This is a genomic window from Rhodococcoides trifolii, assembly GCF_014635345.1.
Lineage (GTDB): Bacteria > Actinomycetota > Actinomycetes > Mycobacteriales > Mycobacteriaceae > Rhodococcoides > Rhodococcoides trifolii.
Genome location: NZ_BMCU01000001.1, coordinates 549166 through 574051, shown reverse-complemented (window position 1 = coordinate 574051; position 24886 = coordinate 549166). Strand labels below are relative to the sequence as shown.

Sequence of the window (24886 nt, the reverse complement as noted above, 5' to 3'; positions counted from 1 at the left end):
GGCGTAGTAATAGTTGTGTGCTTACAACTGTTGCTGCGACCGAACCCGATCAGCGCCGCAAGACGATCATCCTGGCCACCTGCTGCCTGAGCCTGCTGATCGTGTCGATGGACGCCACCATCGTCAACGTCGCGCTGCCGTCCATCCGCTCCGAGCTGGGTGCGTCCGTCTCGCAGCTGCAGTGGACGATCGACGTCTACACCCTGGTGCTTGCCAGCCTGCTCCTGCTGTCCGGCAGCACCGCGGACCGGTTCGGACGGCGGCGGCTCTTCCAGATCGGACTGGTCGGCTTCGCGGTCGGATCGCTGCTCTGCAGCCTGGCCCCCACAGCAGGGGTCCTGATCGCGGCTCGCGCGATCCAGGCCGTCGGCGGATCGATGCTCAACCCCGTCGCCATGTCGATCATCACCCAGGTCTTCACCGGTAAGGCCGAACGCGCCCGCGCCATCGGGATGTGGGGAGCCGTCGTCGGCATCTCGATGGCCCTCGGCCCGATTCTGGGCGGTCTCCTCATCGAAGTGTCCGGATGGCGCAGCGTGTTCTGGATCAACATCCCCGTGTGCATTGCCGCCGTCGTTCTGTCGGCCGTCTTCGTCCCCGAATCGCGTTCCCCGGTGGTGCGGCGCTTCGACCCGATCGGTCAAGTTCTGGGCGTGCTCATGCTTGCGTCACTGGTCTACGGCCTGATCGAGGGGCCGGCACACGGGTGGACGTCACCGATCACCCTTGCGGTGTTCGCTGTCACCGTCGCGTCGTTCGTCGGCTTCGTGGAGTACGAGCACCACCGTGCGGATCCCTTCATCGACCTCCGCTTCTTCCGCAGCGTTCCCTTCTCGTCGGCGACCGTCGTCGCCGTCTTCGCCTACGCGGGGTGGGGAGCGTTCCTCTTTCTGATGTCGCTCTATTTGCAGGAGGTGCGCGGACTGAGCGCCATCGACACGGGCGCGTCGTTCCTCCCACTGGCCGCCGCCACGATGATCTGCTCGCCCCTGTCGGGACGCATGGTCGCCAGATGGGGCGCTCGCCCATCGATGGTCGTCGCCGGAATTCTGATTGCCGGCGGCGGACTCTGGCTGACCACGCTCGACGCCGCTACTCCGATCGCAGTGCTCATGGTCATGTTCGCGCTGTTCGGTTGCGGGTTCGGACTCGTCAACGCACCGATCACCAACGCTGCGGTGGGCGGGATGCCACGTGACCGCGCCGGCGCTGCGTCGGCCGTGGCATCGACCAGTCGGCAGATCGGCGTGAGCATCGGAGTTGCGCTGTGCGGCAGCCTGACCGGAGCCGGCGCAGCCGCGGGGCTCGATGCGAGCTTCGCCGTCTCGACGCACACGGTGTGGTGGGGTGTCGCCGGAGTCGGCGTCGTCGTCGCGGTTCTCGGCTTCGTCGTGGCGCGGCCGTGGGCTCGCCGGACCGCCGACGACGTGGCGCGCACCTTCGGCGAACCGGACCTCGCCCGTGGCTGAACCGATCGAATCCGCTTGGCGCGTACTGGTTTCACTCGTGTTCGAGAACCGTGACACGTGGCGACGTCGAGTGGCCGAGGAAGTCGACATGCCCTTCAGCCGGATACGCGTGCTCAAGCGCCTGCGCGGCGGACCCCTGACGGTAGGTGACCTGGCCACCGCCGCGGCGATGGACGCCCCCGCTGCCACCGTGTGCGTGAATCACCTGGAGAAGCTCGGGTACGTCGTACGGACGGTCGACGAAGGGAACCGTCGGCGCAAGCAGGTGACGATCACCGACGCCGGTCTCGCGGTGTTGGACCGTGCCGCGCGCATCGACGACCCGGTACCCGACGCTCTGCGACGCCTCGACCCGGCCGACGCGGCTGAACTGCACCGCATCCTGAGCCAGGTGGCCGACATCGAGCCATGAGGACCGCCAACCTGCTCGCATCCCTCGGCCGCGGAGACGAATCGTGAGAACGGGCATGCAAAGTGTGTCCGGCGTTACACTGGATTCATGCCAGAAAGTGAGAACACCGTGACAAACGCCAACGATGAAGTGAGCAGCAGCGATCTCGAGCGGATCCTGCAGGGCGCCAGAAAGATGGAGTCCGACGCCAAGAAGAAGGGACGCGACGACTTGGCCGAGAAAGCTCGCGGCATCGTCGGGCACCTGGATACGGGCGAGTCGTCGTCGAAGGACGCCTGATAATTCTCCTCCGGCCGGTCTTCTGACCAGCGCAGACGTGGCAACTACCTGTCTGTGACCCACATCACGCACATTTGGCGTGCGCTTCGACCGACCGCCTCCGACTCAACTCCTGTAAGCCAAAGACGTTCGAGAAGGAGACATCATGAGCTTCGTCGACAAGGCCAAGAATGCTGCCGAAGATGCGATCGGCAAGGCCAAAGAGGTCATCGGTGACGCCACCGACAACAAGGACCTCGAAGCCGAAGGTAAGAAGGATCAGGGTTCTGCCGGCGTGAAGAAGGTCGGCGAGAACATCAAGGACACCTTCAAGTAAGGGTTCTTTTCACGTCACTGTGACACGAGCGGAAACCGGCGCACTCGGGGGTGTGCCGGTTTCCTTGCTGTCATGGTGCTTGGCGGGACAGCCGTTGCCAGGGAAGGCCGGAGGCCGGGCGTTGTCTCGCGGGAACGTCCCGAGATCTTCGACTTCGTAGCCACCGGGATACGACCGGAAGTTTGGAAGCTCGCGAGCGAACATCGGAGTCGCACGAACGGGCATGAACCGCACCACCTTTCCCCGCAGTGTCAACGCCCTACGTGAAAGAAAGCGCACCACCCGATTCGGACGGCGATAGCGAAACGCGTCGAGCAGAGCGTCGTCCATCAGCGATCGAGAGAACACTTCGATGGCCCGTTTCGGTGCCTTGTCGTTCGGCGGAAACGTGCACAGCAGGGCGAGCGTCGAGTCGGCAACCGCACGGGCCCCGGCGTCGTATGCGAAATGCTCGGCCTCGTACGAATCCATGAAGTCCGCGAAGTCGTCCACCGTCGACGGAATGTCCTTGATGCCCATGAGGGCACCCATCTTGCGGTAGTAGTTCGTCGTCGCGGTGATCTCGTGTGCGGTCAGAGAACGCCACCCGTACTGCTCGATCCACCGCACCGGCATCACCACGAACGTCGACAACACGTACAGCATGTCGCTGTTCGGGATGTCGTACGAGCCGTGCATGTTGTTCATCCGTCGAACCGCACTGCGACCACGATCGCTCGTGAGCCCGTGCTCGAGGATGGCGTCGAGAATCAGCCCGGTGTCGTCGTATCGCTTCTGGACTCGCTCGGTGAATTCACCCGTCGCGAAAAGCAGCGCGCCGATCGACGGCACCGCATACGTCCGGAACAACGCGAAGCTCAAGGCCTGGTTGATGTCCCAGGGAAACTCTTGCGTCGCGAGGATGCGACTGATCTCCTCGTAGTCCGTTTCCGGGTCGAGTGAAGCCGTCTTGTCCCGCAGCGCATACCGGTCCATGGGGGCGGAGGTTACGCCAACTTACGCAGTCGCGGCTCCAGATCGGCCTTGAAAAGATCGAGGAAGCGGCGCTGGTCGTGCCCCGGCGCGTGGAAGACCAGGTGATTGAGCCCCGCGTCGACGTACGGCTTGACCTTCTCCACCGCCTCGTCCGGATCGGACGCCACGATCCACCGCTTCGCCACCTGCTCGATGGGCAGTTCGTCGGCAGCCTTCTCCATCTCGATCGGATCGTCGATGGAGTGCTTCTGCTCGGGGGTGAGCGACAGCGGCGCCCAGAAGCGCGTGTTCTCCAGTGCGGCATCAGGATCGGTGTCGTACGAAATCTTGATCTCGATCATGTGGTCGATGTCGCCGACCGGGCGGTCCATCTTCTCGGCGCCCTCGGCCACGGCGGGTACCAGCTTGTCGGTGTAGAGCTCCATGCCCTTGCCGGACGTGCAGATGAAGCCGTCGCCATAGCGACCCGCGTAGCGCGCCACCATCGGGCCGCCGGCCGCGATGTAGACGGGGACGCCGCCGTCGGGCACGTCGTAGATCGACGCACCCTTGGTCTTGTAGTACTCGCCCTCGAAGTCGACACGATCGCCTAGCCACAGCTCGCGCATGAGCTTCACCGATTCGCGCAGACGGGCGAATCGTTCCTTGAAGTCGGGCCATTCACCCTCGAACCCGGTGGCGATCTCGTTGAGGGCCTCTCCGGTGCCGACGCCGAGGAAGATGCGATTCGGGTACAGGCACGCCATGGTCGCGAAGGCCTGCGCCACAACGGCCGGGTTGTAGCGGAATGTCGGTGTCATGACCGACGTTCCGAGCTGCAGGGTCGTGGTGCGCTCGCCGACGGCGGTCATCCACGCGAGCGAGAACGGTGCGTGTCCGCCCTCGTGTCGCCACGGCTGGAAGTGATCGCTGACCGTCGCGGAATCCATTCCTGCCGCTTCGGCGAGCACGCCGAGTTCGACGAGCTCGCGCGGCCCGAACTGCTCGGCCGATGCCTTGTAACCCAACTTCAGTTGCTGTCCCATGATTCGATCATCCTCCCTCCGCTGTGAGGCCGGTCGCTGGATACCAACTCTCCTCTCACCCGAGAGTAGGGTGGCATCACGTGCCTACCGATGTGACGTCCAGCCGCGCTGCTCTTCGATCGCCCACCCGCCTCCGAACCGAGGTGCTGGCCGGTCTGGTGGTGGCCCTCGCGCTCATCCCCGAAGCGATCTCGTTCTCGATCATCGCCGGTGTCGATCCCCGGGTCGGATTGTTCGCGTCGTTCACCATGGCCGTCACCATCGCAATCGTGGGCGGCCGCACCGCGATGATCTCCGCGGCAACGGGCGCTGTCGCCCTGGTCATTGCGCCGCTGGTGCGCGAGTACGGCGTCGACTACCTGATCCCGACGGTCATTCTCGCCGGCGCGTTCCAGATCGTCCTGAGCCTCCTGGGTGCCGCCAAGCTCATGCGGTTCGTTCCCCGCAGCGTCATGGTGGGGTTCGTCAACGCCTTGGCCATCCTCATCTTCATCGCCCAGCTCACACACCTGGTCGACGTGCCGTGGCTCGTCTATCCGATGGTCGCGATCGGGATCGCGATCATGGTGCTCCTGCCGCGTGTGCAGACCGTGGTTCCGGCTCCGCTGATCGCCATCGTGCTGCTGACCGCGACGACGATCGTGTTCGCGCTCGACGTTCCGAACGTCGGCGACGAGGGCGAGTTACCGTCGTCGCTGCCCGCGTTCCTCGTCCCCGACGTCCCGTTCGACCTGCACACCCTGTCGATCATCGCCCCGTACGCGATCACGATGGCGATTGTCGGGCTGCTCGAATCGCTCATGACGGCGAAGTTCGTCGACGACATCACCGACACCCACTCCGACAAGACCCGTGAGGGATGGGGTCAGGGCGTGGCCAACATCGTCACCGGGTTCACCGGCGGCATGGGCGGCTGCGCCATGATCGGCCAGACGATGATCAACGTGAAGGTCTCCGGTGCGCGTACCCGCATCTCGACGTTCCTGGCCGGGGTGTTCCTGCTGATCCTCGTGGTGGTGCTCGGCGACATCGTGGCGCTCATCCCCATGGCCGCGCTCGTCGCGGTCATGATCATGGTGTCGGTGGGCACGATGGATTGGCACAGCATCAACCCGAAAACGTTGCGCCGCATGCCCAAGAGCGAAACCGCCGTCATGCTGGCCACCGTCGCGGTGACGGTGGCGACCGACAATCTCGCCTACGGGGTGGGCGTGGGCGTGCTGGTCGCGATGGTCCTGTTCGCCCGCCGGGTCGCGCACTTGACCGAGGTGGTCGACGTGGCCCATCCCGACGAGAACACCCGCGTCTACGCGGTTCGCGGCGCACTGTTCTTCGCCTCGAGCAACGATCTGATCTACCAGTTCGACTACGTGGGCGATCCGCAGAACGTCGTGATCGACCTGACGGAGTCGCACATCTGGGACTTCTCGACCGTGGCGACACTCGACGCGATCACCGAGAAGTACCGCGCCAAGGGGAAAACTGTCACCATCGTCGGCGTGAACGAAGCAAGCGCGGAACGTCGAGACCGGCTCAGCGGTATGGCATGAGCCACCTTCAAATCGGTGAGGTAGCAAAGCGAACCGAGCTGTCCATCAACACCATTCGGCATTACGACGAGGCCGGTCTGGTCACACCGTCCGCGCGCAGTGCGGGAGGCTTCCGCCTCTACACCGACGCCGACGTCGACAGGCTGCTGGTGATCAGGCGAATGAAGCCGCTGGGGTTCACGCTCGAGGAGATGGGCGAACTGTTGGCGGCCATCGACGACCCGTCGTCGACCGCACTCGTCGCGGCGTTTCACGAACGGGCACAGAGGAGTTGCGAGAAGCTGCGGATCCAGCTCGCTTACGCCGAGGAGCTCACGGCGCTGCTCGCATCGAGAACGGTGTCTTCCGGAACCGGTTGAACGGCAATCGAATCCAGTCCGCTCGCCTCGATACCGATGGACGCACGGTCCAACGTCGCGTCGAGTCGCCGGAACAGCTTCTCGGCATCTTCGGCCGGCCACCGGTCCGGCAGTAACGACGCGGGGAGCAGTGGGTCGGACCGGCCGAGCGACAACCACTGCGCCTGCAGCCGCACCCGGGTGGCGAACGCGTCGGATGCGGTCAGGTCCTCCGCCACGAGCGACGACCAGCGGGACCCGAACGCGACGTAGCCGCGCGCGATCTCGTCCAGATCGAACGCCGACGCCACCAGCGATCGGTCGGTCGTCGGCGCGACCGTGCGTCCGACCATCACCGTGATGTCCGCGCCGTCGAACTCGGTCCCCAGGATCGCGGCGACATCGTGCCGGCCGGGTGCGACCCACAGTCCCAACGAGGTGTTTCCGAACCCGGCCCAGCCGAGCCGGGACCGCGCTCTGTGACGCAGGTGGCGGGAATCCTCGGGCACCGACAGCACGACCGTGGTCCACTGCCCGTCCCACGACGAATGCCCGGCGCCGCGCCACACCTTGCGCGAGCCGTCGTCGAGGATCGTGGCGCCGTCGGGGGTCAGGGAGTAGTAGGTCTTACGGCCGATCTTGTGCCGATCGAGCATTCCGCGATCGGTCATTCGCGCCAACAGCGACCGCGCGGCTGCCTGCCCGACGCCGAGCCAGCCGAACACGTCGACGATCGATGCGCCGCTGATCGCAATGGGTTTCCACAGCAGGTGCATTCCGAGGAAGGCCAACAGCAGCGACTGCGGAGTGCTGTTGACCTCCTCGGATTCCATACCGCGAGTCTAGACCGAGACGTCCACACAATTCGTTTCGTTGACGTGACGCAACAAGAGTGCATAGTATTCGAGCACCCCATTCGTGAGCCACATCACTCCAGCGAGGTCCCCGTGAACCAGAATCCGCCCGTCGTGGCAAAAGACCCGAAGATGGTGCGGCGAGCTGCGGCGTCGAGCTTCATCGGGAGCGTCATCGAGTACTACGACTTCTTCGTGTACGCGACGTGCGCCGCGGTGGTGTTCAAGGACGTCTTCTTCACCAACATGACGCCACTGCTCGGCACCCTCGCGAGCCTGTCGACGTTCGCGGCCGGCTACCTCGCCCGCCCGTTCGGCGGGGTGGTGTTCGGCCACTTCGGCGACCGTCTGGGCCGCAAGAAGATGTTGGTCCTCACGATGATGATCATGGGCATCGCCAGCACACTGGTCGGCGTACTGCCCAGCTACGAGACGGCGGGCTTCCTCGCGCCGATCCTGCTGGTGCTGCTGCGCGTGGTGCAGGGCGTCGCACTCGGAGGCGAGTGGGGCGGCGCCGTGCTGATGACGGCCGAGCACGCCGACTCGCGCCGCGGGTTCTGGGCCAGCTTCACCAACGCCGGCGCTCCGACCGGCACACTCACCTCGACCCTCGTGATCACGGCGACCATCGCTGCCGTGGGCAACGACGCGTTCGTCGACTGGGGGTGGCGCATCCCGTTCCTGCTGAGCCTGCTGCTTCTCGTCGTCGGTCTCGTGATCCGCGCCAAAGTCGAAGAGTCGCCGGAGTTCGTCGTGGCGGAAGACCGCGTCACCAACAAGGAGATCCCCCTCGTCCGCATCCTGAAGTCTCAACCGAAGACGCTGGTCTACTCCGTCGGAGTCGGGCTGGGCGCGTTCATCTTTCAGGGCGCTCTGACCACCTATTGCATCGCGTACGGCGTCCAGATCGGCGTGCCGCGCCAGAGCATCCTGAACGCGCTCACCATCTCGTCGTTCTTCTCCGTCTTCGGCATCATCGGGTGGTCCGCACTGTCGGACAAGATCGGCCGAATGCCGATGGTCATCGCCGGATCCGTCGGCATCGCTCTCTGGGGCTTCGCCCTGTTCCCGCTCATCGGCACCCAAAGCTTTCCCATGATCGTGCTCGCGCTGGTCGTCGGGCAGGCCGTCATTCATCCGATGGTCTACGGCCCGCTCGCCGGTCTCTACACGGAACTGTTCGACACCGAATACCGGTACACCGGAGCATCTCTCGGCTACCAGATCGCCGGCATCGGCGCCGGCATCTCGCCGGTCCTGTTCGCAGCGATGATGAGCGCCAACGGCGGGACCAGCACGGTCTCGCTGTCCATCGTGATCGCCGCCGTAGCCGCCCTGTCGATCGTCTGCATCGTCAAGCTCGGTGAAACCAAGGACCGCGCGCTGTCGACGGTCGTCGCGACGGATTCGGCTGCGGTGCACTCGTGAGCTATCGGCCGGGACTGGCGACACTGTCCGAGCGCCGCGCTCGCATGAGCGGCGACGCCACCGCGGTGATCTACCTCGGCGCCGAACTGACGTACCGCGAACTGCATCACCGCGTCCTGCGACGCGCAGCCGACCTTCGACGGTCCGGCGTGCGATCGGGTGATCGAGTCGCCTACCTCGGGCCGAATCACCCCGCCCTCGTGGAGACCATGCTCGCGGCGATGCGGCTCGGCGCAGTCTTCCTTCCGCTCAACCACCGACTGACCGCTCCGGAACTCGACTACCAACTCGCCGACGCCGACGTCGCCGTCCTGGTGGCCGATTCGGCACTGTCGGCAACCGTGGCCGCACTGACCTGCCCCACACCGGTGCAGTACGTGGAGTGGTCACCCGAACCCGTTCCATCGCAACCGGACTCGACGCCGGCCGCCGAGGTCGGCGGCGACGACCCGGCATTTGTGCTCTACACCTCCGGTACCACGGGGCGACCCAAGGGCGCTGTTCTCACACACGAGAATTTGCTGTGGAACAGTTACAACATGTTGCTCGACGTCGACGTCTCGTCCGACGAGGTCGCGTTGGTGTCGGCGCCGATGTTCCACGTCGCGGCACTGGATCAGGTGGTTCTGACCGTCTACCTCAAGGGCGGCACCAACGTCATCGCCCCGAAGTGGGACGTCGACGACACCTACGATCTCGTCGACCGGCACGGCATCACGTGGATGTTCGGCGTCACGTCGATGTATGCCCAGCTCGCACAGTCGCCGCGCTGGGCGGATGCGGACCTCGGTTCCTTTCGCAGCGTCATGTCGGGCGGCGCTCCGATCCCCCGCCGACTGATCGACACCTACCGCGAGAAGGGCGTGACCTTCTGCCAGGGATACGGTCTGACCGAAACCGCGCCCGGTGCAACCTTTCTCAGCCCTCGTGACGTCGAGCGCAAGGCCGGGTCCGCCGGGCAGCAGGTAATGTTCGACGAGGTGCGCATCGTCGACGGTTCGGGGGCCGAAGCCGCCCGAGGCACCGCAGGTGAAGTGATCGTGCGCGGCCCCAACGTGACCCCGGGATACTGGGGCAACGCCGACGCCACGCGCGACGCGTTCAGTGACGGCGGATGGTTCCACACCGGCGACATCGCCTACCAGGACGACGACGGCTTCGTCTTCATCGTCGACCGAATGAAGGACATGTACATCTCCGGCGGCGAGAACGTCTATCCGGCCGAGGTGGAGAACGTCTTGTACCAACATCCCGACGTGACGGAGTGTGCCGTCGTCGGCATGGCAGACGACCGGTGGGGCGAGGTGGGCCATGCCTACGTCGTCACCTCGGCGGCTTCGGCGCTCGACGCAGACACGCTGCGCACGTTCGCCCTGGACCGACTGGCGAAGTACAAGGTTCCAGCTGTGGTCACGTTCGTCGACGCCCTCCCCCGAACCGGTTCCGGAAAGATCCGCAAACAAGACCTCCGCGACGGCGGCGCCCTCGGTGCTCACGCGGATGCGACCAGTAAGGCTCACCGATGACCACCCACATCTCCGAATCACTGCTCTTCGACCTCGAGGGTGACGTCGGCGTCCTGACTCTGAACCGTCCCCGAAAGCGAAACGCGTTGAACGACGACACGATTCGCGCCCTGGGCGAGTTCTTCCGATCACCCCCCGACGGCGTCCGCGCTGTCGTCCTGAACGCGTCGGGCGATCACTTCTGCGCGGGCCTCGACCTGTCCGAACTGACCGAGCGTGATGCCGTCGGCGGGTTGCATCACTCCCGCATGTGGCACAAAGCTCTCGGCGAACTGGCCGACGGCGCGGTTCCCGTCGTCGCCGTGCTGCGCGGCGCCGTGGTGGGCGGTGGCCTCGAACTTGCTGCCGCTGCGCATATTCGGGTCGCAGAACCCAGCGCGTTCTTCGCACTCCCGGAAGGCCAGCGCGGTCTCTTCGTCGGTGGCGGCGCGTCGGTGCGCGTCCCGAGGCTCATCGGTGTGGCTCGGATGCAGGACATGATGCTCACCGGCCGCGTCCTGTCCGCGCAGGAAGGTGAACGCCTCGGCCTGGCCACCTACCTCGTCGACGACGGTCTCGTCACCGCACTCGACTTGGCCGAGAAGATCGCCGCAAACTCTCCGGTCACCAACTACGCGGTGCTGCAGGCCCTTCCGCGTATCGCCGAGGTGGGCCCCGAGGAGGGCCTGATGATGGAGTCGCTGATGGCTGCCGTGGCGCAGTCGAGTTCCGAGGCCAAGGAGCGCATGGGTGCCTTCCTCGACGGGAGCGGGCCGAAGGTGAAAACTGCCTCGCAGAGTGTCGAGGTGCTCCGCCCCGTTCCCCACGACGCTCGCAAGACCTCCCGCGTCGGTGCCTACCTCGACTGGCTCGAGACCGAGCGCGGACGACCGTTCGACGATTGGAACGCGCTGCAGCGCTGGTCGTCCACCGACATCGAGGACTTCTGGGAGACGATCTGGGACTACTTCGGCGTCGTCACCCACGCCCCCTACGAGGCCGTGCTCACCGAGCGAGCCATGCCCGGCGCACAGTGGTTTCCCGGAGCGCGTATCAACTACGCCGAGCACTCCCTGGGCACCGACGCCGACCGGGACACCATCGTCGTCAAGGCGCGATCGCAGACCCGCGACGACATCGACATGACCTTCGCCGAGCTTCGTGACGAGGTGCGACGTGTCCGGGCCGGTCTCGTCGAACTGGGTGTCCAGCGCGGAGATCGAGTTGCGGGCTATCTACCGAACATCCCCGAAACGCTCGTGGCGTTCTTGGCGACGGTCAGCCTCGGCGCAGTCTGGGCCGCCTGCGCACCGGAGTTCGGAGCGCCCAGTGTCATCGACCGCTTCGGCCAGATCGACCCCAAGGTCCTCTTCGTCGTCGGTGGGTACACCTACGGCGCGAAGCCCATCGACCGTCGGGACGAGGTGGCACAGATCAGGGCCGCGCTGCCGGGTGTGTCCGCGGTCGTCTCGGTGCCCTACGGCTCGGTCACCGTCGACGACGACGTCACATCGTGGAACGAACTGGGCCGCAACGATTCCGGTGCCCCCGGCTCCCTTCCCGACTTCGAGCCGGTGCCGTTCGACCACCCTCTCGTGGTCCTCTTCTCCTCGGGTACGACGGGCAAGCCCAAGCCGATCGTCCACGGCCACGGCGGAATTCTGCTCGAGACGCTGAAGAACCATGCGTTGCAGTTCGATCTGGGCCCGGGTGACACCTTCTCGTGGTTCAGCACCACCGCGTGGATGATGTGGAACACCTTGGTGGGCGGCCTCGTGGTGCGGTCCGCGATCGTCATGATGGACGGCAACCCGATGTATCCGGACATTCGCTATCAGTGGCAGGTCGCGGCCGAGACCGGTGCGACAGTCATGGGAATGAGCCCGGGTGTCGTGATGGCCTGCCGTCGTGACGGGATCGAACCGGTCACGGAATTCGACCTGTCCGCCGTTCGTCAGTTCGGCGCCGCCGGCAGTCCCCTCCCCGTCGAGGGATACCGATGGATCTGTGATCGGTTCGGTCCCGATGTTCTGCTCAACGTCGGTAGCGGTGGAACGGACGTGTGTACCGGCATCGTCCAAGCCTCACCGTTGACGCCCGTGTATGCCGGCGAGATGTCCGGGCCGAGCCTCGGTTTCGCGGCCACCGCATTCGACGAGGACGGTAACGAGGTGATAGGCCAACTCGGCGAACTCGTGATCACGGAACCGGTCCCGTCGATGCCCGTGAAGTTCTGGGGCGACGACGACGGATCGCGCTACCGCGGCGCCTACTTCGAAAAGTACCCCGGTGTCTGGTGCCACGGTGATTGGATCCGTTTCCGCAAGGACGGCGGTGTCGTCATCACGGGCCGGTCCGACGCAACACTGAACCGGGGCGGTGTTCGGCTCGGTACCGCCGAGTTCTACCGAGTGGTGGAGGAACTGGACGGCGTCACCGACTCGCTCGTCGTCCACATCGAGGACGACCAGGGCGGCATGGGCAAGCTGATGCTGTTCGTCGTCACCGTCGGTGAGCTCACCGACGATCTGCGCACGACCATCTCTACTGCTCTGCGTACGTCCTTGTCGCCCCGCCACATTCCCGACGAGATCCACGCCGTCCCCGTCGTCCCCTACAACCGCACCGGAAAGAAGCTCGAGATTCCGGCTAAACGTGTGCTGCTGGGCGCCGACCCGTCCACCGTCGTCGCTCCGGGTTCCCTCGCACAACCGGATTCGCTCGACGCCTTCGCGAGCCTGCAATGACCGTCGCGGTCGTGGGCACCGGAATCATCGGGTCCGCCTGGGCGGCGTGCTTTCTCGCCGCGGGCCACGACGTGCTTGCCACCGATCCCGCCGACGGGGCGTCCGAACGGCTTGCCGCCTCGCTCGAGACGCAACTCGACATCGCCACGGAACTGTCCGGGCGCCCTGCGACGTCTCGAGGTTCCCTCCGGTTCGTGCGTTCGCTGGAGGACGCAGTACGCAGCGCCGACTTCGTCCAGGAGAACGGACCGGAGCGCCTGGACCACAAAGTCGCCCTCCTCGCCGAGGTCGACGCGACCGTCCGGCCCGGTGTCATCGTCGCGTCGTCGACGTCCGGATTCGCACCGTCCCTGCTGCAGGGATCGTGCCGTGTCGATCCCGGCCGGGTTCTCGTCGGGCATCCGTTCAATCCAGCTCACATCATTCCGTTGGTGGAAGTGGTTCCCGGACAGGCGACTACCACGGCTCACGCCGATTCCGCACTGGACTTCTACCGCAGCATCGGCAAGAAACCGGTTCTGGTGCGAGCCGAGGTTCCCGGCCACGTCACCAACCGGTTGCAGGCAGCACTGTGGCGCGAGGCGTACTCACTCGTCGACCGTGGGGTTGCGACCGTCGCCGACATCGACACCGCCATCTCCCACGGGCCCGGACTACGCTGGGCGGTCGTCGGACCGCTGACGACGCAACACCTTTCGGGGGGCGAGGGCGGAATGCGTCATCTGCTGGAGCACCTCGGACCGCCCACCCAGAAATGGATGGACGATCTCGGTGAACCGCAGCTCACGCCCGAACTGACCGACAAGCTGGTCGCCGGAATAGACGACGAGATGGCCGGCGTCGACCAGGCCGGGCTCGTCGCCGACCGCGACCGCTTGCTCGTCGACATCATGCGCCTCAAGCGCTCCAGCCACCACCTTCCCTAGGAGCATCGTGTCCTACACGCCCGCACTCGACCTCGACTCGATCGTCGCCATCGATGTTCATACCCATGTCGAAGCCGATGACGCACACCACTGTTCGCTCGATCAGGAGCTGTTGGACGCGTCGGCGAAGTACTTCAAGGCCGGAACGAACCGCACCCCGACCGTCGACGATCTTGCGACCTACTACCGCGAACGGAACATGGCGGCGGTGGTGTTCACCGTCGATGCGCGGACCGCGTTGGGCCACCCGCCGGTGTCGAGCGAGGAGATCGCGGCGAAGGCGGCCGAGCACTCGGATGTGTTGATTCCCTTCGGCTCCGTCGACCCCCACGACGTGCAGGAGGCGGTGTCCCGAGTCGGCATTCTGGCGCGCGACTACGGTGTTCGCGGGATGAAATTCCATCCCAGCCTGCAGGACTTCGAACCGAACGACCGGAAGTACTACCCCATCTACGAGGCATGCGCGGAGCACGGCCTCGTCACGCTGTTCCACACCGGTCAAACCGGCATCGGTGCAGGACTTCCCGGCGGCCGCGGGATCAAGCTGCGCTACTCCGATCCCATGCTGCTCGACGACATCGCGGCCGACTTCCCCTCGCTGACGATGATTTTCGCGCATCCGTCGGTGCCGTGGGTGGACTCGTCCATCTCCATCGCGACGCACAAGGCGAACGTCTACATCGACCTGTCCGGGTGGTCGCCGAAGTATTTCCCGCCGCAGTTGGTGCGCAACATCAACTCGCTGCTGAAGCACAAGACACTGTTCGGCTCCGACTTCCCCGTCCTCACGCCGGACCGATGGATCGCCGACTTCGCCGAACTGGGCATCAAGGACGAGGTGGTACCGATGATCATGAAAGAGAACGCAATACAGGTACTGGGGCTCCGGTGACCCGCGCTACACGAACGCCGACACCACCGTCACCACCGCGGCCACCAACGCCACCCCACCGACAGCGATCGCCACTACCCACAGGTCGGTCGACGACGGCATCTCTGCGCCCGTCTCCAACGCACGCTTGACCTTCTGCCACCGACGCAGACCCGTCGCGGCGACCCCGGCCGCGGCCAGAATCAGCACGAGGCCCAGCAGCGTACGAACCGCCGGCGTGCTGAACTCAGGAACCAGATGAATCATCGCGATACCGCCCGCCAGGAGCCCCAGCGCTGTGCGTATCCACGCGAGGAAGGTCCGCTCGCTCGCGAGAGTGAAACGTTCGTCGGGTCTGCTCATGCCGCCGGTACCCGCATGTTCTTGGCCGCGAACCCAGCGACGGCCGCGATGAGGGCCACGGCAACGACGGCGATCAGGAACGGCCACGACAGCGGCGAAGTGCCGTACGCACCCAGCGCCGTGTAACCGATCGTCGCGGGAATGATTCCGAGCACGGTGCCCAGCACGTACTCGCGCTCGCGGACGGCACTGAGACCGGCCGCGTAGTTGACGGCGACGAGCGGAAAGACCGGGACGAGCCGGATCAACAGGATGGACAGGAACCCGCGTCGACCGATCAGGGCGTCGATGGATGCGACGCGGGCCCATCCGATTCGAGCGACGGCGTCGCGTCCGAGCCACCGCGAGAGCCGGAAGCCGAGCCACGATCCCACCGTCGCCGCGACCAGCACGATCACCGCGCCGGTCACCAGTCCGAAGAGGAGTCCGCTGGCAATGGTGAGGGCACTGGCCGGAAACGGAGTCAGCGTCACCAGCACGTAGACGGCCATGAACGCGACCACACCCCAGGCACCGGCGGCGGCCACCCGCTCACGCAGTGGTTCCGGGTCGGGAATGTCGATCGTGAGTGCGGCCACCACGGCGGCGATCACGAGGATCAGCGCCAGGACTGCCTTCGATCGTGTCTGCACCCCACCAGCCTGTCACGGCGACTTCGAATCGTCCTGCGCGAAACCATTGGCGCGGCGGGGAAGCTCCGGCAGCGTTGACGGGTTGGCAAGAGTAAGGACGAGGAGAGCCGCCGTGCGTTTTCAGATACTCGACATCATCTTCAACCCGCCGCACCCGGTGACCGGGGCCGTCGTGTCCGCGGCCGACCGATTCGACCGGGTGATCGAGATGGCCGTGCTGGCGGAAGAGCTCGGAATCGACTCGTACTCGGTGGGCGAGCGTCACGCCGGCGACGTCCTGTCGTCGAGTCCGACGGTCATCCTCGGTGCGATTGCGCAGGCCACCGATCGGATCCTGCTCTCGACGGGTGTGACCGTTCTGTCGGTGCTCGACCCCATTCGGGTCGCGGAGGACTTCGGAACAATCGATCAGCTTTCACGCGGCCGACTCGAAATCGTCGTCGGAAAGGGAAACGAAGTACTGCAGTACCCGCTCTTCGGGCTCGACATCGAGAAGCAGTACGACTACCTGACCGAGAACTACGAGCTGTTGCGTCGACTGCTCCGCGAGGAGCATGTGGACGCAGTGCGCACGCACCGCCACTCCCTGTCCGACGCCACCACCCTGCCTCGCCCGTTCGACGGTCCGTTCCGAATCTGGCATGGGTCGGCTACGTCCACACACGCAGTCGACCTCGCGGCGAAGTGGGGTGACCCGATCGTCACTGCGAACGCGTTCCAGCCGAGGGAGAATTACAAGGTGCTGATCGATCGCTACCGAGAGCAGTACCTCGCGCACGGACACGACCCCGCCAAGGCGTACGTCGGGTCCGGTTCCGGCGGCCTTTTCCTCGGTGCGACCACCGAACAGGCGACCGACGAGTTCCGGCCGATCTACGAGGGCATCGTCGCTCAGATGGACAAGCGGAAGCACGCCCCCGGCGCCGTCGGCAAGACCACCAGCTTCCGCACCATCGAAGAGGCTGTGGACCGCGGACCGGCGCTGGTCGGATCGTCGCAGCGGGTCGCCGAGAAGATCGTCGATTACCACGCCAGTTACCGACACGACCTGCAGTCGGTGTCGATCAACCACGTCCTCGACTTCGAGCGGCAGAAGGACACGCTCCGCCAGTTCGCCGAAGAAGTCGTTCCGCTGGTGCAGAAGGAACTCGCGCCGACGACGCTGTGGACTGTCGACGACGAAGACCGCGCCGCGGGTTTCACTACCTCGGAACGGAGTCTCGCGTGAAGGTAGCCATCGTCGGAGCCGGCCCCCGCGGCACCGGCATTCTCGAACGTCTCGTCGCCCGCGCTGCCACCGATCCCCGGCCGGTACACATCGACCTGGTCGACCCGTATTCGCCTGGCGCCGGCCGTATTTGGCGCAAGGACCAGGATACGCTGCTGTGGATGAATTCCGTCGCAGCCGATGTCGCGATGTTCACCGACCCGACGTCCAGCGTCTCCTCGCCGGTGGACCCTGGTCCCACGCTCGGCGAGTGGGTCGTGGCCCACCGGGAAAAGTTGTCGGCAATGCCCGATATCAGCTCCGAGGTCGAGCGTTTCACCACGACGTCCTTCGCCTCCCGCACCCTGCACAGCTACTACTTGGCCTGGGTGTTCGACCGTGCGCTCGCTGCCGCGCCCGAGCACGTGAGCATCGAGGTCCACCGGGCGACAGTTCTCGATATCGTCGACGACGGCGACCGTCAAGTCCTGACTCTCGACGACGGAACCACGCTCCACGCCGACAGTGTCGTTCTTGCACAGGGTCATCCGGATTCGTCGGAGTCGGAGCGCGAGAAGACGCTACGCAGCTACGCTCTGGAGAACAATCTGGTCTACGTCGGGCCGGGGTACACCGCCGATCTCGACCCGTCCCCGGTCCCGGAGGGTGAACCGGTCCTGGTCGCCGGCATCGGGTTGGCGTTCGTCGACTGGATGGTCCTCTTGGCCGAATCCCGGGGCGGACTCTTCTACCGGGAACCGTCGGGCTCGTTGTCCTACACGCACTCCGGACGCGAACCGGTCCTGTACGTCGGGTCGAGGCGCGGAGTTCCCTACCACGCCAAGATCTCCTACTCGATCGCCGACGCCCGCCCACCACTTCCGAGGTACTTTGTTCCCGCCGCGTTTCCGGGCACGGACACGCTCGACTTCCGGACGCAGGTGTGGCCGCTGGCATCCAAAGAGCTTGCGGGAGCGCATTATTACGAACTGTTCCGATCGCATCCGGAGCGCACGTCGGGATCGTGGGAGGACTTCGACGCCGTGTTCGCCGCGCACGACTGGTCGTCGTCGCGCATCCGTGAACTCGAGGAAGAGTTCGTACCCAAACGCGAAGACCGCATCGACCTCGACCGTCTGGACCGACCGTTGGCCGGTGAGACCTACGGCGGGCTGGACGACGTGCAATCCCGCGTCATCGCCTACGGCGAAGCAGACCTCTACCGTAGCGCCGATCCCGAGTGGAGCAGCGACGCGGCCGTCTTCTCCGCACTGCTGTCGGTGTACGCGACGGTCGGGGAACTCGTACGCACGGAACGGTTGTCGTCGGAGACGGTGGCCCGCGACGTCGAGGGATGGTTGCACTCGTTCTTCAGTTTCGTCGCCAGCGGTCCTCCGCCAGAGCGTCTCGAGCAGATGTTGGCGCTCGCCCGCGCCGGGGTGATCCGGTTCCTCGGGCCCGATACGCGATTCGGAACGGACGACGGGCAGTTCGTGGCACGGTCTTCCTCGCAACCCGACGTCGTTCATGCGAGGGCGTACATCGAAGCGCGCCTTCCCATTCCGAGTATCGAGTTCAGCGGCGACGCACTGCTCCGCACTCTGCACGCACGCGGTGCCGTTCGTGAGATACGGGCGTCCGCGACGTCCCCCGCCAAGCTGGCCGTCGACGGCCATTCACGGCTGGTCGACGCCCATGGCAACGCTCACCCGAGACGGTTCGCCGTCGGACCCTGGGTTGCCGGACACACGTGGTCGGGCGCCTTCCCCCGTCCCGGCATCAACGCGGGATTCTTCCGGCACAACGACGCGGTGGCCGAGGGGTTGTTGTCCTGATGCCGGTACTGGGAATGGGCGGATTCTTCTTTCGTGCGAAGGACCCTGGCGCTCTGTCCGCGTGGTACCACCAGCACCTCGGCATCGGCCCCACCTCGCCCGACGAGTACGCATGGAGCACTCGGGGCGGCCCGCTCGTCTTCGCGCCGTTCGAGGCGACCACGGATTACTGGCCGGCCGACAAGCAGGTCATGATCAACCTGCGCGTCAGCGACCTCGACGGATTGTTGCAGACGTTGCGGGACAACAAGATCGAGATCATCACGGACCCGGAGTGGGACACTCCGGAGTCCGGGCGGTTCGCTCGCATCCACGACCCCGAAGGCAACCCCATCGAGTTGTGGGAGCCACCGGCCTGATCTGTCCCGAGGGACTCGAAACAAGAAGATTACGCAGTCTGCGACCACGAGGGCGTCGAGAGACCTACCGTTGATCGATGACGAAGTCGAAAAAGGCGACACCGAAGATTCCGAACGCCGTGTACGAGGACGAGCTCCTCCGGCTACAGACGGAACTGGTCAAACTTCAGGAATGGGTGAAAGCGACCGGCGCCCGTGTGGTGATCCTGTTCGAGGGACGCGATGCCGCCGGAAAAGGTGGCACCATCAAACGTTTCACGGACCATCTGAGCGGTCGCGTCGCGCGCACCGTCGCATTGCCGACGCCCACCGAGCGCGAGAAGGGCCAGTGGTACTACCAGCGCTACATCGCGCATCTACCCGCACCGGGCGAGATCGTCCTGTTCGACCGATCCTGGTACAACCGGGCCGGTGTCGAAAAGGTCATGGGGTTCTGTACACCCGAAGAGTATTCGCGGTTCATGTCGCAGACCCCGGTGTTCGAGCAACTGCTGATGGACGACGGCATTGTGCTGCGGAAGTATTGGTTCTCGGTGTCGGACAGTGAGCAGTTGAAGCGTTTCCGCAAGCGGATGAACGACCCGCTCAAACAGTGGAAGCTGAGCCCGATGGACCTCGAGTCCATCACGCGGTGGGAGGACTACTCCAAGGCAAAGGACGAGATGATGGACTACACCGACACGCTCGAAAGCCCCTGGTATGTAGTCGAATCTGACATCAAGAAGCACGCACGGATCAACATGATCTCCCACCTGCTCTCGACGATCGACTACGGCGACGTACCCGAACCCGATGTCGAGCTCCCCGAGCGACCCCCGGCAGCGAACACGTACGAGCGTCCGCCGCGATCCCAATCGACGCATGTGCCCGACCGAGCCAAGGCCGCCGCCGAGGAGTCCTGAGCCAGGTCGGGCCGGCTAGTCGAGGCAGAACTCGTTCCCCTCGATGTCCTGCATCACCATGCACGACTCGTCGTCGTCGTTGGCGGGTAGCAGTCGCACACGCGTGGCACCGAGCTCGATCAGCCGTGCGGCTTCGTCTTCCAAGGTCGAAAGTCGCTGCGCACCAACCCGACCAGTTCCTACTCTGACGTCGAGGTGAACTCGGTTCTTCACCGTCTTGCCTTCCGGTACGCGCTGGAAGTACAGCCGCGGGCCGGTACCGGCGGGGTCGGTGGCGGCGGCCCAGTCGTCGCCCGAGTTCGCGACATAGCCCAGTACCTCGCACCAGAACCGGGCGACTTTTGCGGGTTCTGCGCAGTCGAACGTGACTTGAAACTGCTTGGCTGCCATCTCTGGACGGTAGTCGCGTTCCACCGCATTCGAACAGCCAATTTCGGCACGACTTCTGGCCCCGGCCGTGGTGTCGGTCGGGGCTGAGTCGTGTTGTCGGGGTTCAGGTGGTGAGGAGGTATTCCTCGGGGTGGTGGGCATGGTTGACGCGGCCGTGGCTCATGGTGGGGTCGGCGGTGTTGTGGTGCCAGAGGGTTCGACCGGACTGCGGGTGCTCCGGTGGGGCGACGGAGGTGCGGAACTGGTGGGGTTCGGTTCCGTGCAGGCGGTGGTGTTTGGGGCAGGCGAAGGCGAATGCGTCGGCGTCGGAGTTGCCGCCGTCGGCCCAGTCGTCGATGCGGTGGTGCGCTTCGCTGTAGTAGGCGGTGCCGGTGCAGCCGGGGAACGTGCAGCCGCGGTCGAGGCCGTGCAGGACGTAGCGCTGTTCGGGTGAGGCGGTGCGGCGGGTGCGGCCGAGGTACAACGGTTTGCGGGTGTGTTCGTCGAAGACGACGAGGTAGTTGTCGCTGTGAGAAGCCATGCGTCTCAGGTCGTCTCGGGTGAGTCGGGTGCCGCCGCCGGTGCGGACGTATCCGCTGTGTTTGTCGAGGTCGGCGAGGGTGGTGGTGATGACCACGGAGACGGGGATGCCGCGGTGGGTGCCGAACTTCCCCGACATCAGTGCGGTGCGGAGGACGAATTTGAGGGCGTCGTGGCGCCGTTTTCCGGCGGGGCGGGTGTCGCGGGCGGCAGCGGTGTCGCGGCGGGCTTGCTGTTCGGGGGATTCGGGGGCGGGTGGTTCTCGGTCACCGGGCACCCCGTCCCCGTCCCCGTGCTCGTCGGTCCCGGCTCGTGCGTCGTCGTCCGACTCGTCGTCGTCGTCCGACTCGTCGTCGTCATCGGCAGCACCCGCTCGTGCGTCGTCGTCCGACTCGGCATCGGCATCGGCACCCGGTCCCGTATCGGCATCGGCATCGGCATCGGCGCCACTGTCGGGTTCGGGGTCGGTGATCGGGGTTGCGTCGTCGGGGTTGAGCATGCCGGGGGCGGAGTACTTGGCCATGTACGGTTCGAGGTAGGCGTGCAGTTCGGCGTCGATGAGCCCGATGATGCGGCGCAGCCCGTCCTCGCGTTGGGGTGAGATGGTCAGGAACGGAACGTCTTTGGTGTCCTTGTCGGGGATCCCGTCGGGGAGGAGTCGTTCGGAGTATTCGCGGGCGGCGAGGGCCAATTCGTCGGCGGTGAGGTGGCGGGTGAGGTACCCGAGAGCGTCGACGGCGTGGGCGAGGTCGTCGGGGTCGACGCTGTCGGCGTGGGCGCTCTCGGCGCGGGCGAGGTAGCGGCGGAAGTCGTCGATGACTGCCTACCTACATCCGATTCGACGAGCGCATCAGGTCGGCCACATCCTTCGCGCGGCGGCGAACGCCGCACGAGTCGCCGAGGTTCTCGCGGGCGACGCTGCTGCCGCCTCAGCACAACTGCGTCGTGCACAGTCGATGGCAACCGACGTGTTGGTCGATGTCCTGAATCGGTACCCGCCAGCATTACGAGGTCGAAGCCGTTGTGCCACTTTGATGTACCAACTCGACGAATGCTTGCGGGTCACCGGCTAGCGTTGCGATCAGGCCGTCCCCGGCGCCCGCCACCCGTCGAAGCTGAACGTTCGACGAGACGGCCCGCCAGGATCGTCGTCGCGGCGGTTTCCGCGACTGGCCACGCGATGCGCGATACGCCAACCGGTATCGGTGTGCCGGAACGTGTCTTGATAATCGCCGCTGCCGACGGATCCGTCGGTGCGGACGATGAAGAACTTGCTCCAGGCGCGCACGGTGCCATCGGGCCGCCGAGTCATGATCGTGTTCGTCGTGTGGTGTGGGTGGTAGGGATGGACGTCCTCCACCATCCGGCGTATTTCCGCGACCCCACTGGACGATCCGAACACCACGTCGTCCGTGAAGAGAGAGTCCGCTTGATCCCAATCACGGTTGTCGATCACCTGGGCGTATCGAGCTAGTACGTCGAGGATCTCGGCGGCGGTATCGGAGTCGACCCGGGTCTCCGTCACGACCACGTCGCAAACGACTCACGTCTACCCTGCGAATCCTCCGGCCGGTTCCGAGTACTGATGCGACGCTTACTGATCCGAAGACCATCGGTGGTCTCGACGAGCTCGTCCACATAGTCACCGGTCAACGACGTTGCGTCAAACTCGACGATCAGGAACCGACTCCACGCATGGATCGCGCCGGACTCGTCCGTCTTGGTGATGGTGTTCAGCGTGTGGTGGGAACGGAGTGGATCGAACGATTCTAGGAGTCCTCGGATCGCGTCGAGTCCGATCACCTCGGAGAATTCGGCGTCGACCACTGCATCCGCAGTGAACACCGAGCTCAACTCCTCCCACGCCGCGTTGTCGACGACGTGAGAGTAGCGAGCCAGTAATTCATCTACAGCCCAGCGGTTTTCGCTCATGGAATCAGAATGAACTTTCCCCGCGAGTGCTGCGTCTGCAATTCCCGGTGAGCCGTGGCGACCTCGTCGAGCGGGAAGGTCTTGGCGATAGGGACAACCAGTGTGCCTGCGCGCGCAGCGTCGACCAGTTCGAGTCGAGCTGCTTTGCGACGCTTGGCACTTTCCTGATTCCCCCCGCCCACGGACTGGAAGCCGTCGTCGTCCGCGCGGTCGAACGCGGCGATGGTGACGATGCGAGACTTGTCGGCCACCAACGCCAGGGACACGTCGACCGCCTCGTCGGTCCCGACGGTGTCGATCGCGACACTGATTCCGTTCGGGGACAGTGCCTTCACCCGATCGAGCAGTCCGGCGCCGTATTCGACGGGTTCGGCGCCGTAGTCGCGGAGCGCGTCGTGATTGATCGCGCGCGCGGTTGCGATGACGCGAGCGCCGCGCGCCTTCGCCTGCTGGACCACGATGGATCCCACTCCGCCGGCAGCGCCGTGTACCAGGACGGTGTCGCCCTCGCCCACCTTGGTCACTTCGAGAGTGTCGTAGGACGTTCCGGCAACGAGGACGAACCCCGCTGCTTCTTCCCAGCTCAGGTTGCTCGGTTTCGGCAAGACGGCGTCTCCCGGAGCCAACAGCTTCTCCGCGTACGAGCCGGACACCCCGGTCACGATCACCTCGTCGCCGACCGAGATGGGGCCCGCCGGGCCGGTGGCACCGGCGCCTACCGCGGTCACGACACCGGATGCTTCGCTGCCCAGTCGTATCGGCAGTGTCGATTCGTCCGAACCGAAAGCTCCGCTGTAGAGCTTGTAGTCGATGGGGTTGACGCCGATGGCCTTGATGTCGACGAGAACCTGCCCGGCCGCTGGATGCGCCACGGCCTCCTCGACGATCTGCAGTACCTCCGGTCCACCTAACGCTGTTGCTACCGCTACTCGTGTCATGTGGACTACCAACTTCCGTTCGACGTGAATTGTTCCTTCGGATCAGACGTTGACGTCTCCGGCGCGCCGCGCCTCCTCGGCGATGCGGTCGGCCGATTCGTTTTCACGATCGTCCAGGTACGCCCGCAGCGAGTAGACGAACCCACCGATCCACGCCACGACGATGGTGACGTACACGATTGTCTGCAGACTGCCGCTCAGCTCGAACCATCCACTCCGAATCAGGCTGCGCGCGTTGGTCAGAACGATGATCCCACCGACCGAGGCGCCCAGCAATCTCGGCGGCACATGGCGCACCAGCCACGCCGCGAGTGGTGCCGCAAGAACGCCGCCCGCCAGGATGGCCAGCACCCAGCCGACGTTGATCCCTTGCGAGCCCAGGCTGAACAGGAACCCCAGGCTGGCGGCCAAGGCGATGACGAACTCACTGGTGTCGATGGACCCGATCACCTTGCGCGGCTCCAACCGACCGCTCGCAAGAATTGCCGGCGTTCCCACCGGCCCCCATCCGCCGCCACCCGTTGCGTCGACGAATCCCGCAACGAACCCGAGTGGCGCCAAGAATCGTTTCCGCAGCGGCTTCCCCAGGTTGCCGCGCGGTATTCCCTGGAAGGTGAAACGGATGAGAATATAGAGACCGAGCGCCAACAGAATCAGAGCCATGACCGGCGCGGCGCTCTCGGTGGACAGTCGAGACAGAATCGTGGCGCCGAGGAACGCACCGACAGCGCCGGGTAACGCGATGCGCCGCACCACTTTCCAGTCCACGTTGCCGAACTTCCAGTGCGAGACACCGGAGATGAACGTGGTGCCGATTTCGGCGAGGTGAACCGTCGCGGATGCGGTGGCGGGGTTGGTGCCGATGGCGAGCAACAGTGTCGTGGTGGTGACGCCGTACGCCATGCCGAGCGCGCCGTCGACGAGTTGGGCGGCGAACCCGACGACGGCGATGAGGATGAGGGTCTTCACGTGCTTTGCTCCTGAATCGAAAGTCGGACGAACGGGCCGAGAAGGTCTAACCCGGACAGTGTTGGGCAGTCACGATCCATGGAATGGGCACGGACTCAATTGCAGACACGACAAACGATTTCGTCAAGGGTTTCGATCACGCCGG

26 protein-coding genes are annotated in these 24886 nt (G+C 65.2%); 15 read left to right on the top strand and 11 right to left on the bottom strand.

Annotated features, from left to right (window positions below; all coding sequences use genetic code 11):
* The first annotated feature begins 17 nt into the window (after nt 1-17).
* The 4 genes from IEW02_RS02685 (at nt 18) to IEW02_RS02670 (ending at nt 2476) form a co-directional block, all read left to right on the top strand.
* Nucleotides 18-1469, top strand: coding sequence for a DHA2 family efflux MFS transporter permease subunit (locus IEW02_RS02685; RefSeq protein ID WP_268236689.1), 1452 nt, complete (start codon nt 18-20; stop codon nt 1467-1469).
* Complete coding sequence (locus tag IEW02_RS02680; RefSeq protein WP_229745743.1) at nt 1462-1881, top strand: MarR family winged helix-turn-helix transcriptional regulator; 420 nt, start codon at nt 1462-1464, stop codon at nt 1879-1881. Before IEW02_RS02685 ends, IEW02_RS02680 begins: the two co-directional genes overlap by 8 nt.
* An 87-nt stretch (nt 1882-1968) precedes the next feature.
* Entirely contained in the window at nt 1969-2160 is a 192-nt protein-coding gene (locus IEW02_RS02675) for a hypothetical protein (protein ID WP_188543138.1), read from the top strand.
* A gap of 145 nt (nt 2161-2305) precedes the next feature.
* On the top strand, nt 2306-2476 hold the full coding sequence (locus IEW02_RS02670; protein ID WP_188543137.1) for a CsbD family protein: 171 nt from the start codon (nt 2306-2308) through the stop codon (nt 2474-2476).
* A gap of 9 nt (nt 2477-2485) precedes the next feature.
* On the opposite strand, the gene IEW02_RS02665 is transcribed toward IEW02_RS02670, so the two are convergent.
* Both IEW02_RS02665 and fgd read right to left on the bottom strand, forming a co-directional pair.
* Nucleotides 2486-3451: an oxygenase MpaB family protein gene (locus tag IEW02_RS02665; protein ID WP_188543136.1), complete on the bottom strand. Its 966-nt coding sequence runs from the start codon at nt 3449-3451 to the stop codon at nt 2486-2488.
* A gap of 11 nt (nt 3452-3462) precedes the next feature.
* Nucleotides 3463-4476, bottom strand: coding sequence for a glucose-6-phosphate dehydrogenase (coenzyme-F420) (gene fgd / locus IEW02_RS02660; RefSeq protein WP_188543135.1), 1014 nt, complete (start codon nt 4474-4476; stop codon nt 3463-3465).
* 80 nt (nt 4477-4556) lie between these two features.
* On the opposite strand from fgd, the gene IEW02_RS02655 reads away from it, so the two are divergent.
* Nucleotides 4557-6026: a SulP family inorganic anion transporter gene (locus IEW02_RS02655; RefSeq protein WP_188543134.1), complete on the top strand. Its 1470-nt coding sequence runs from the start codon at nt 4557-4559 to the stop codon at nt 6024-6026.
* Nucleotides 6023-6385 carry a MerR family transcriptional regulator gene (locus IEW02_RS02650; protein WP_188543133.1) on the top strand — a complete coding sequence of 121 codons (363 nt, stop codon included), beginning with the start codon at nt 6023-6025 and terminating at the stop codon, nt 6383-6385. The genes IEW02_RS02655 and IEW02_RS02650 overlap by 4 nt, the downstream gene beginning before the upstream one ends.
* On the opposite strand, the gene IEW02_RS02645 is transcribed toward IEW02_RS02650, so the two are convergent.
* Nucleotides 6325-7197: a PaaX family transcriptional regulator gene (locus tag IEW02_RS02645; RefSeq protein ID WP_188543132.1), complete on the bottom strand. Its 873-nt coding sequence runs from the start codon at nt 7195-7197 to the stop codon at nt 6325-6327. The two genes, IEW02_RS02650 and IEW02_RS02645, sit on opposite strands and share 61 nt — an antisense overlap.
* A gap of 114 nt (nt 7198-7311) precedes the next feature.
* On the opposite strand from IEW02_RS02645, the gene IEW02_RS02640 reads away from it, so the two are divergent.
* From IEW02_RS02640 to IEW02_RS02620, 5 genes are read left to right on the top strand one after another with little or no spacing between them, the layout of a single operon-like run.
* Nucleotides 7312-8646 (top strand): MFS transporter, encoded by a 1335-nt coding sequence (locus IEW02_RS02640; RefSeq protein ID WP_229745742.1) that lies wholly within the window; start codon nt 7312-7314, stop codon nt 8644-8646.
* Nucleotides 8643-10172 carry an acyl-CoA synthetase gene (locus IEW02_RS02635; RefSeq protein WP_229745741.1) on the top strand — a complete coding sequence of 510 codons (1530 nt, stop codon included), beginning with the start codon at nt 8643-8645 and terminating at the stop codon, nt 10170-10172. Before IEW02_RS02640 ends, IEW02_RS02635 begins: the two co-directional genes overlap by 4 nt.
* Nucleotides 10169-12898, top strand: coding sequence for an acetoacetate--CoA ligase (locus IEW02_RS02630; RefSeq protein ID WP_229745740.1), 2730 nt, complete (start codon nt 10169-10171; stop codon nt 12896-12898). The genes IEW02_RS02635 and IEW02_RS02630 overlap by 4 nt, the downstream gene beginning before the upstream one ends.
* On the top strand, nt 12895-13824 hold the full coding sequence (locus IEW02_RS02625; RefSeq protein WP_188543131.1) for a 3-hydroxyacyl-CoA dehydrogenase NAD-binding domain-containing protein: 930 nt from the start codon (nt 12895-12897) through the stop codon (nt 13822-13824). Before IEW02_RS02630 ends, IEW02_RS02625 begins: the two co-directional genes overlap by 4 nt.
* 4 nt (nt 13825-13828) lie before the next feature.
* Nucleotides 13829-14716, top strand: coding sequence for an amidohydrolase family protein (locus IEW02_RS02620; RefSeq protein ID WP_371829916.1), 888 nt, complete (start codon nt 13829-13831; stop codon nt 14714-14716).
* A gap of 6 nt (nt 14717-14722) precedes the next feature.
* Here IEW02_RS02620 and IEW02_RS02615 read toward each other — a convergent pair whose 3' ends face one another.
* Both IEW02_RS02615 and IEW02_RS02610 read right to left on the bottom strand, forming a co-directional pair.
* Nucleotides 14723-15058 (bottom strand): YidH family protein, encoded by a 336-nt coding sequence (locus IEW02_RS02615; RefSeq protein WP_188543129.1) that lies wholly within the window; start codon nt 15056-15058, stop codon nt 14723-14725.
* Nucleotides 15055-15690 carry a TVP38/TMEM64 family protein gene (locus tag IEW02_RS02610; RefSeq protein WP_188543128.1) on the bottom strand — a complete coding sequence of 212 codons (636 nt, stop codon included), beginning with the start codon at nt 15688-15690 and terminating at the stop codon, nt 15055-15057. The genes IEW02_RS02615 and IEW02_RS02610 overlap by 4 nt, the downstream gene beginning before the upstream one ends.
* A gap of 112 nt (nt 15691-15802) precedes the next feature.
* Here IEW02_RS02610 and IEW02_RS02605 point away from each other — a divergent pair, with 112 nt between their 5' ends.
* The 4 genes from IEW02_RS02605 (at nt 15803) to ppk2 (ending at nt 19993) form a co-directional block, all read left to right on the top strand.
* Nucleotides 15803-16918, top strand: coding sequence for an LLM class flavin-dependent oxidoreductase (locus IEW02_RS02605; RefSeq protein ID WP_188543127.1), 1116 nt, complete (start codon nt 15803-15805; stop codon nt 16916-16918).
* On the top strand, nt 16915-18732 hold the full coding sequence (locus IEW02_RS02600) for an FAD/NAD(P)-binding protein (protein WP_229745739.1): 1818 nt from the start codon (nt 16915-16917) through the stop codon (nt 18730-18732). The genes IEW02_RS02605 and IEW02_RS02600 overlap by 4 nt, the downstream gene beginning before the upstream one ends.
* Nucleotides 18732-19091 (top strand): VOC family protein, encoded by a 360-nt coding sequence (locus IEW02_RS02595; protein ID WP_188543125.1) that lies wholly within the window; start codon nt 18732-18734, stop codon nt 19089-19091. Before IEW02_RS02600 ends, IEW02_RS02595 begins: the two co-directional genes overlap by 1 nt.
* A gap of 77 nt (nt 19092-19168) precedes the next feature.
* Nucleotides 19169-19993 carry a polyphosphate kinase 2 gene (gene ppk2, locus IEW02_RS02590; RefSeq protein ID WP_188543124.1) on the top strand — a complete coding sequence of 275 codons (825 nt, stop codon included), beginning with the start codon at nt 19169-19171 and terminating at the stop codon, nt 19991-19993.
* A 15-nt stretch (nt 19994-20008) separates the two neighbouring features.
* On the opposite strand, the gene IEW02_RS02585 is transcribed toward ppk2, so the two are convergent.
* The 6 genes from IEW02_RS02585 to IEW02_RS02560 all read right to left on the bottom strand — a co-directional run bounded on the left by IEW02_RS02585 (nt 20009) and on the right by IEW02_RS02560 (nt 24741).
* Nucleotides 20009-20383 carry a VOC family protein gene (locus IEW02_RS02585; RefSeq protein WP_188543123.1) on the bottom strand — a complete coding sequence of 125 codons (375 nt, stop codon included), beginning with the start codon at nt 20381-20383 and terminating at the stop codon, nt 20009-20011.
* A 103-nt stretch (nt 20384-20486) separates the two neighbouring features.
* Entirely contained in the window at nt 20487-21719 is a 1233-nt protein-coding gene (locus IEW02_RS02580) for an HNH endonuclease signature motif containing protein (RefSeq protein WP_188543961.1), read from the bottom strand.
* Between the two features lie 264 nt (nt 21720-21983).
* Nucleotides 21984-22427: a nuclear transport factor 2 family protein gene (locus IEW02_RS02575; RefSeq protein WP_188543122.1), complete on the bottom strand. Its 444-nt coding sequence runs from the start codon at nt 22425-22427 to the stop codon at nt 21984-21986.
* The gene (locus IEW02_RS02570) at nt 22424-22834 is read right to left on the bottom strand and encodes a nuclear transport factor 2 family protein (RefSeq protein WP_188543121.1); all 411 of its coding nucleotides are present in this window, start codon (nt 22832-22834) and stop codon (nt 22424-22426) included. The genes IEW02_RS02575 and IEW02_RS02570 overlap by 4 nt, the downstream gene beginning before the upstream one ends.
* The gene (locus IEW02_RS02565; protein WP_188543120.1) at nt 22831-23772 is read right to left on the bottom strand and encodes an NADP-dependent oxidoreductase; all 942 of its coding nucleotides are present in this window, start codon (nt 23770-23772) and stop codon (nt 22831-22833) included. The genes IEW02_RS02570 and IEW02_RS02565 overlap by 4 nt, the downstream gene beginning before the upstream one ends.
* Before the next feature lie 42 nt (nt 23773-23814).
* Complete coding sequence (locus IEW02_RS02560; protein WP_188543119.1) at nt 23815-24741, bottom strand: sulfite exporter TauE/SafE family protein; 927 nt, start codon at nt 24739-24741, stop codon at nt 23815-23817.
* Nucleotides 24742-24886: the final 145 nt, after the last annotated feature.

What these genes read in the sequence shown, in the direction of transcription:
- IEW02_RS02675 (WP_188543138.1), top strand. Translation starts at nt 1,969, where the DNA reads ATGCCAGAAAGTGAGAACACCGTGACAAACGCCAACGATGAAGTGAGC.
- IEW02_RS02670 (WP_188543137.1), top strand. Translation starts at nt 2,306, where the DNA reads ATGAGCTTCGTCGACAAGGCCAAGAATGCTGCCGAAGATGCGATCGGC.
- IEW02_RS02665 (WP_188543136.1), bottom strand. Translation starts at nt 3,451, where the DNA reads ATGGACCGGTATGCGCTGCGGGACAAGACGGCTTCACTCGACCCGGAA.
- fgd (WP_188543135.1), bottom strand. Translation starts at nt 4,476, where the DNA reads ATGGGACAGCAACTGAAGTTGGGTTACAAGGCATCGGCCGAGCAGTTC.
- IEW02_RS02650 (WP_188543133.1), top strand. Translation starts at nt 6,023, where the DNA reads ATGAGCCACCTTCAAATCGGTGAGGTAGCAAAGCGAACCGAGCTGTCC.
- IEW02_RS02645 (WP_188543132.1), bottom strand. Translation starts at nt 7,197, where the DNA reads ATGGAATCCGAGGAGGTCAACAGCACTCCGCAGTCGCTGCTGTTGGCC.
- IEW02_RS02630 (WP_229745740.1), top strand. Translation starts at nt 10,169, where the DNA reads ATGACCACCCACATCTCCGAATCACTGCTCTTCGACCTCGAGGGTGAC.
- IEW02_RS02625 (WP_188543131.1), top strand. Translation starts at nt 12,895, where the DNA reads ATGACCGTCGCGGTCGTGGGCACCGGAATCATCGGGTCCGCCTGGGCG.
- IEW02_RS02615 (WP_188543129.1), bottom strand. Translation starts at nt 15,058, where the DNA reads ATGAGCAGACCCGACGAACGTTTCACTCTCGCGAGCGAGCGGACCTTC.
- IEW02_RS02595 (WP_188543125.1), top strand. Translation starts at nt 18,732, where the DNA reads ATGCCGGTACTGGGAATGGGCGGATTCTTCTTTCGTGCGAAGGACCCT.
- ppk2 (WP_188543124.1), top strand. Translation starts at nt 19,169, where the DNA reads ATGACGAAGTCGAAAAAGGCGACACCGAAGATTCCGAACGCCGTGTAC.
- IEW02_RS02585 (WP_188543123.1), bottom strand. Translation starts at nt 20,383, where the DNA reads ATGGCAGCCAAGCAGTTTCAAGTCACGTTCGACTGCGCAGAACCCGCA.
- IEW02_RS02570 (WP_188543121.1), bottom strand. Translation starts at nt 22,834, where the DNA reads ATGAGCGAAAACCGCTGGGCTGTAGATGAATTACTGGCTCGCTACTCT.
- IEW02_RS02565 (WP_188543120.1), bottom strand. Translation starts at nt 23,772, where the DNA reads ATGACACGAGTAGCGGTAGCAACAGCGTTAGGTGGACCGGAGGTACTG.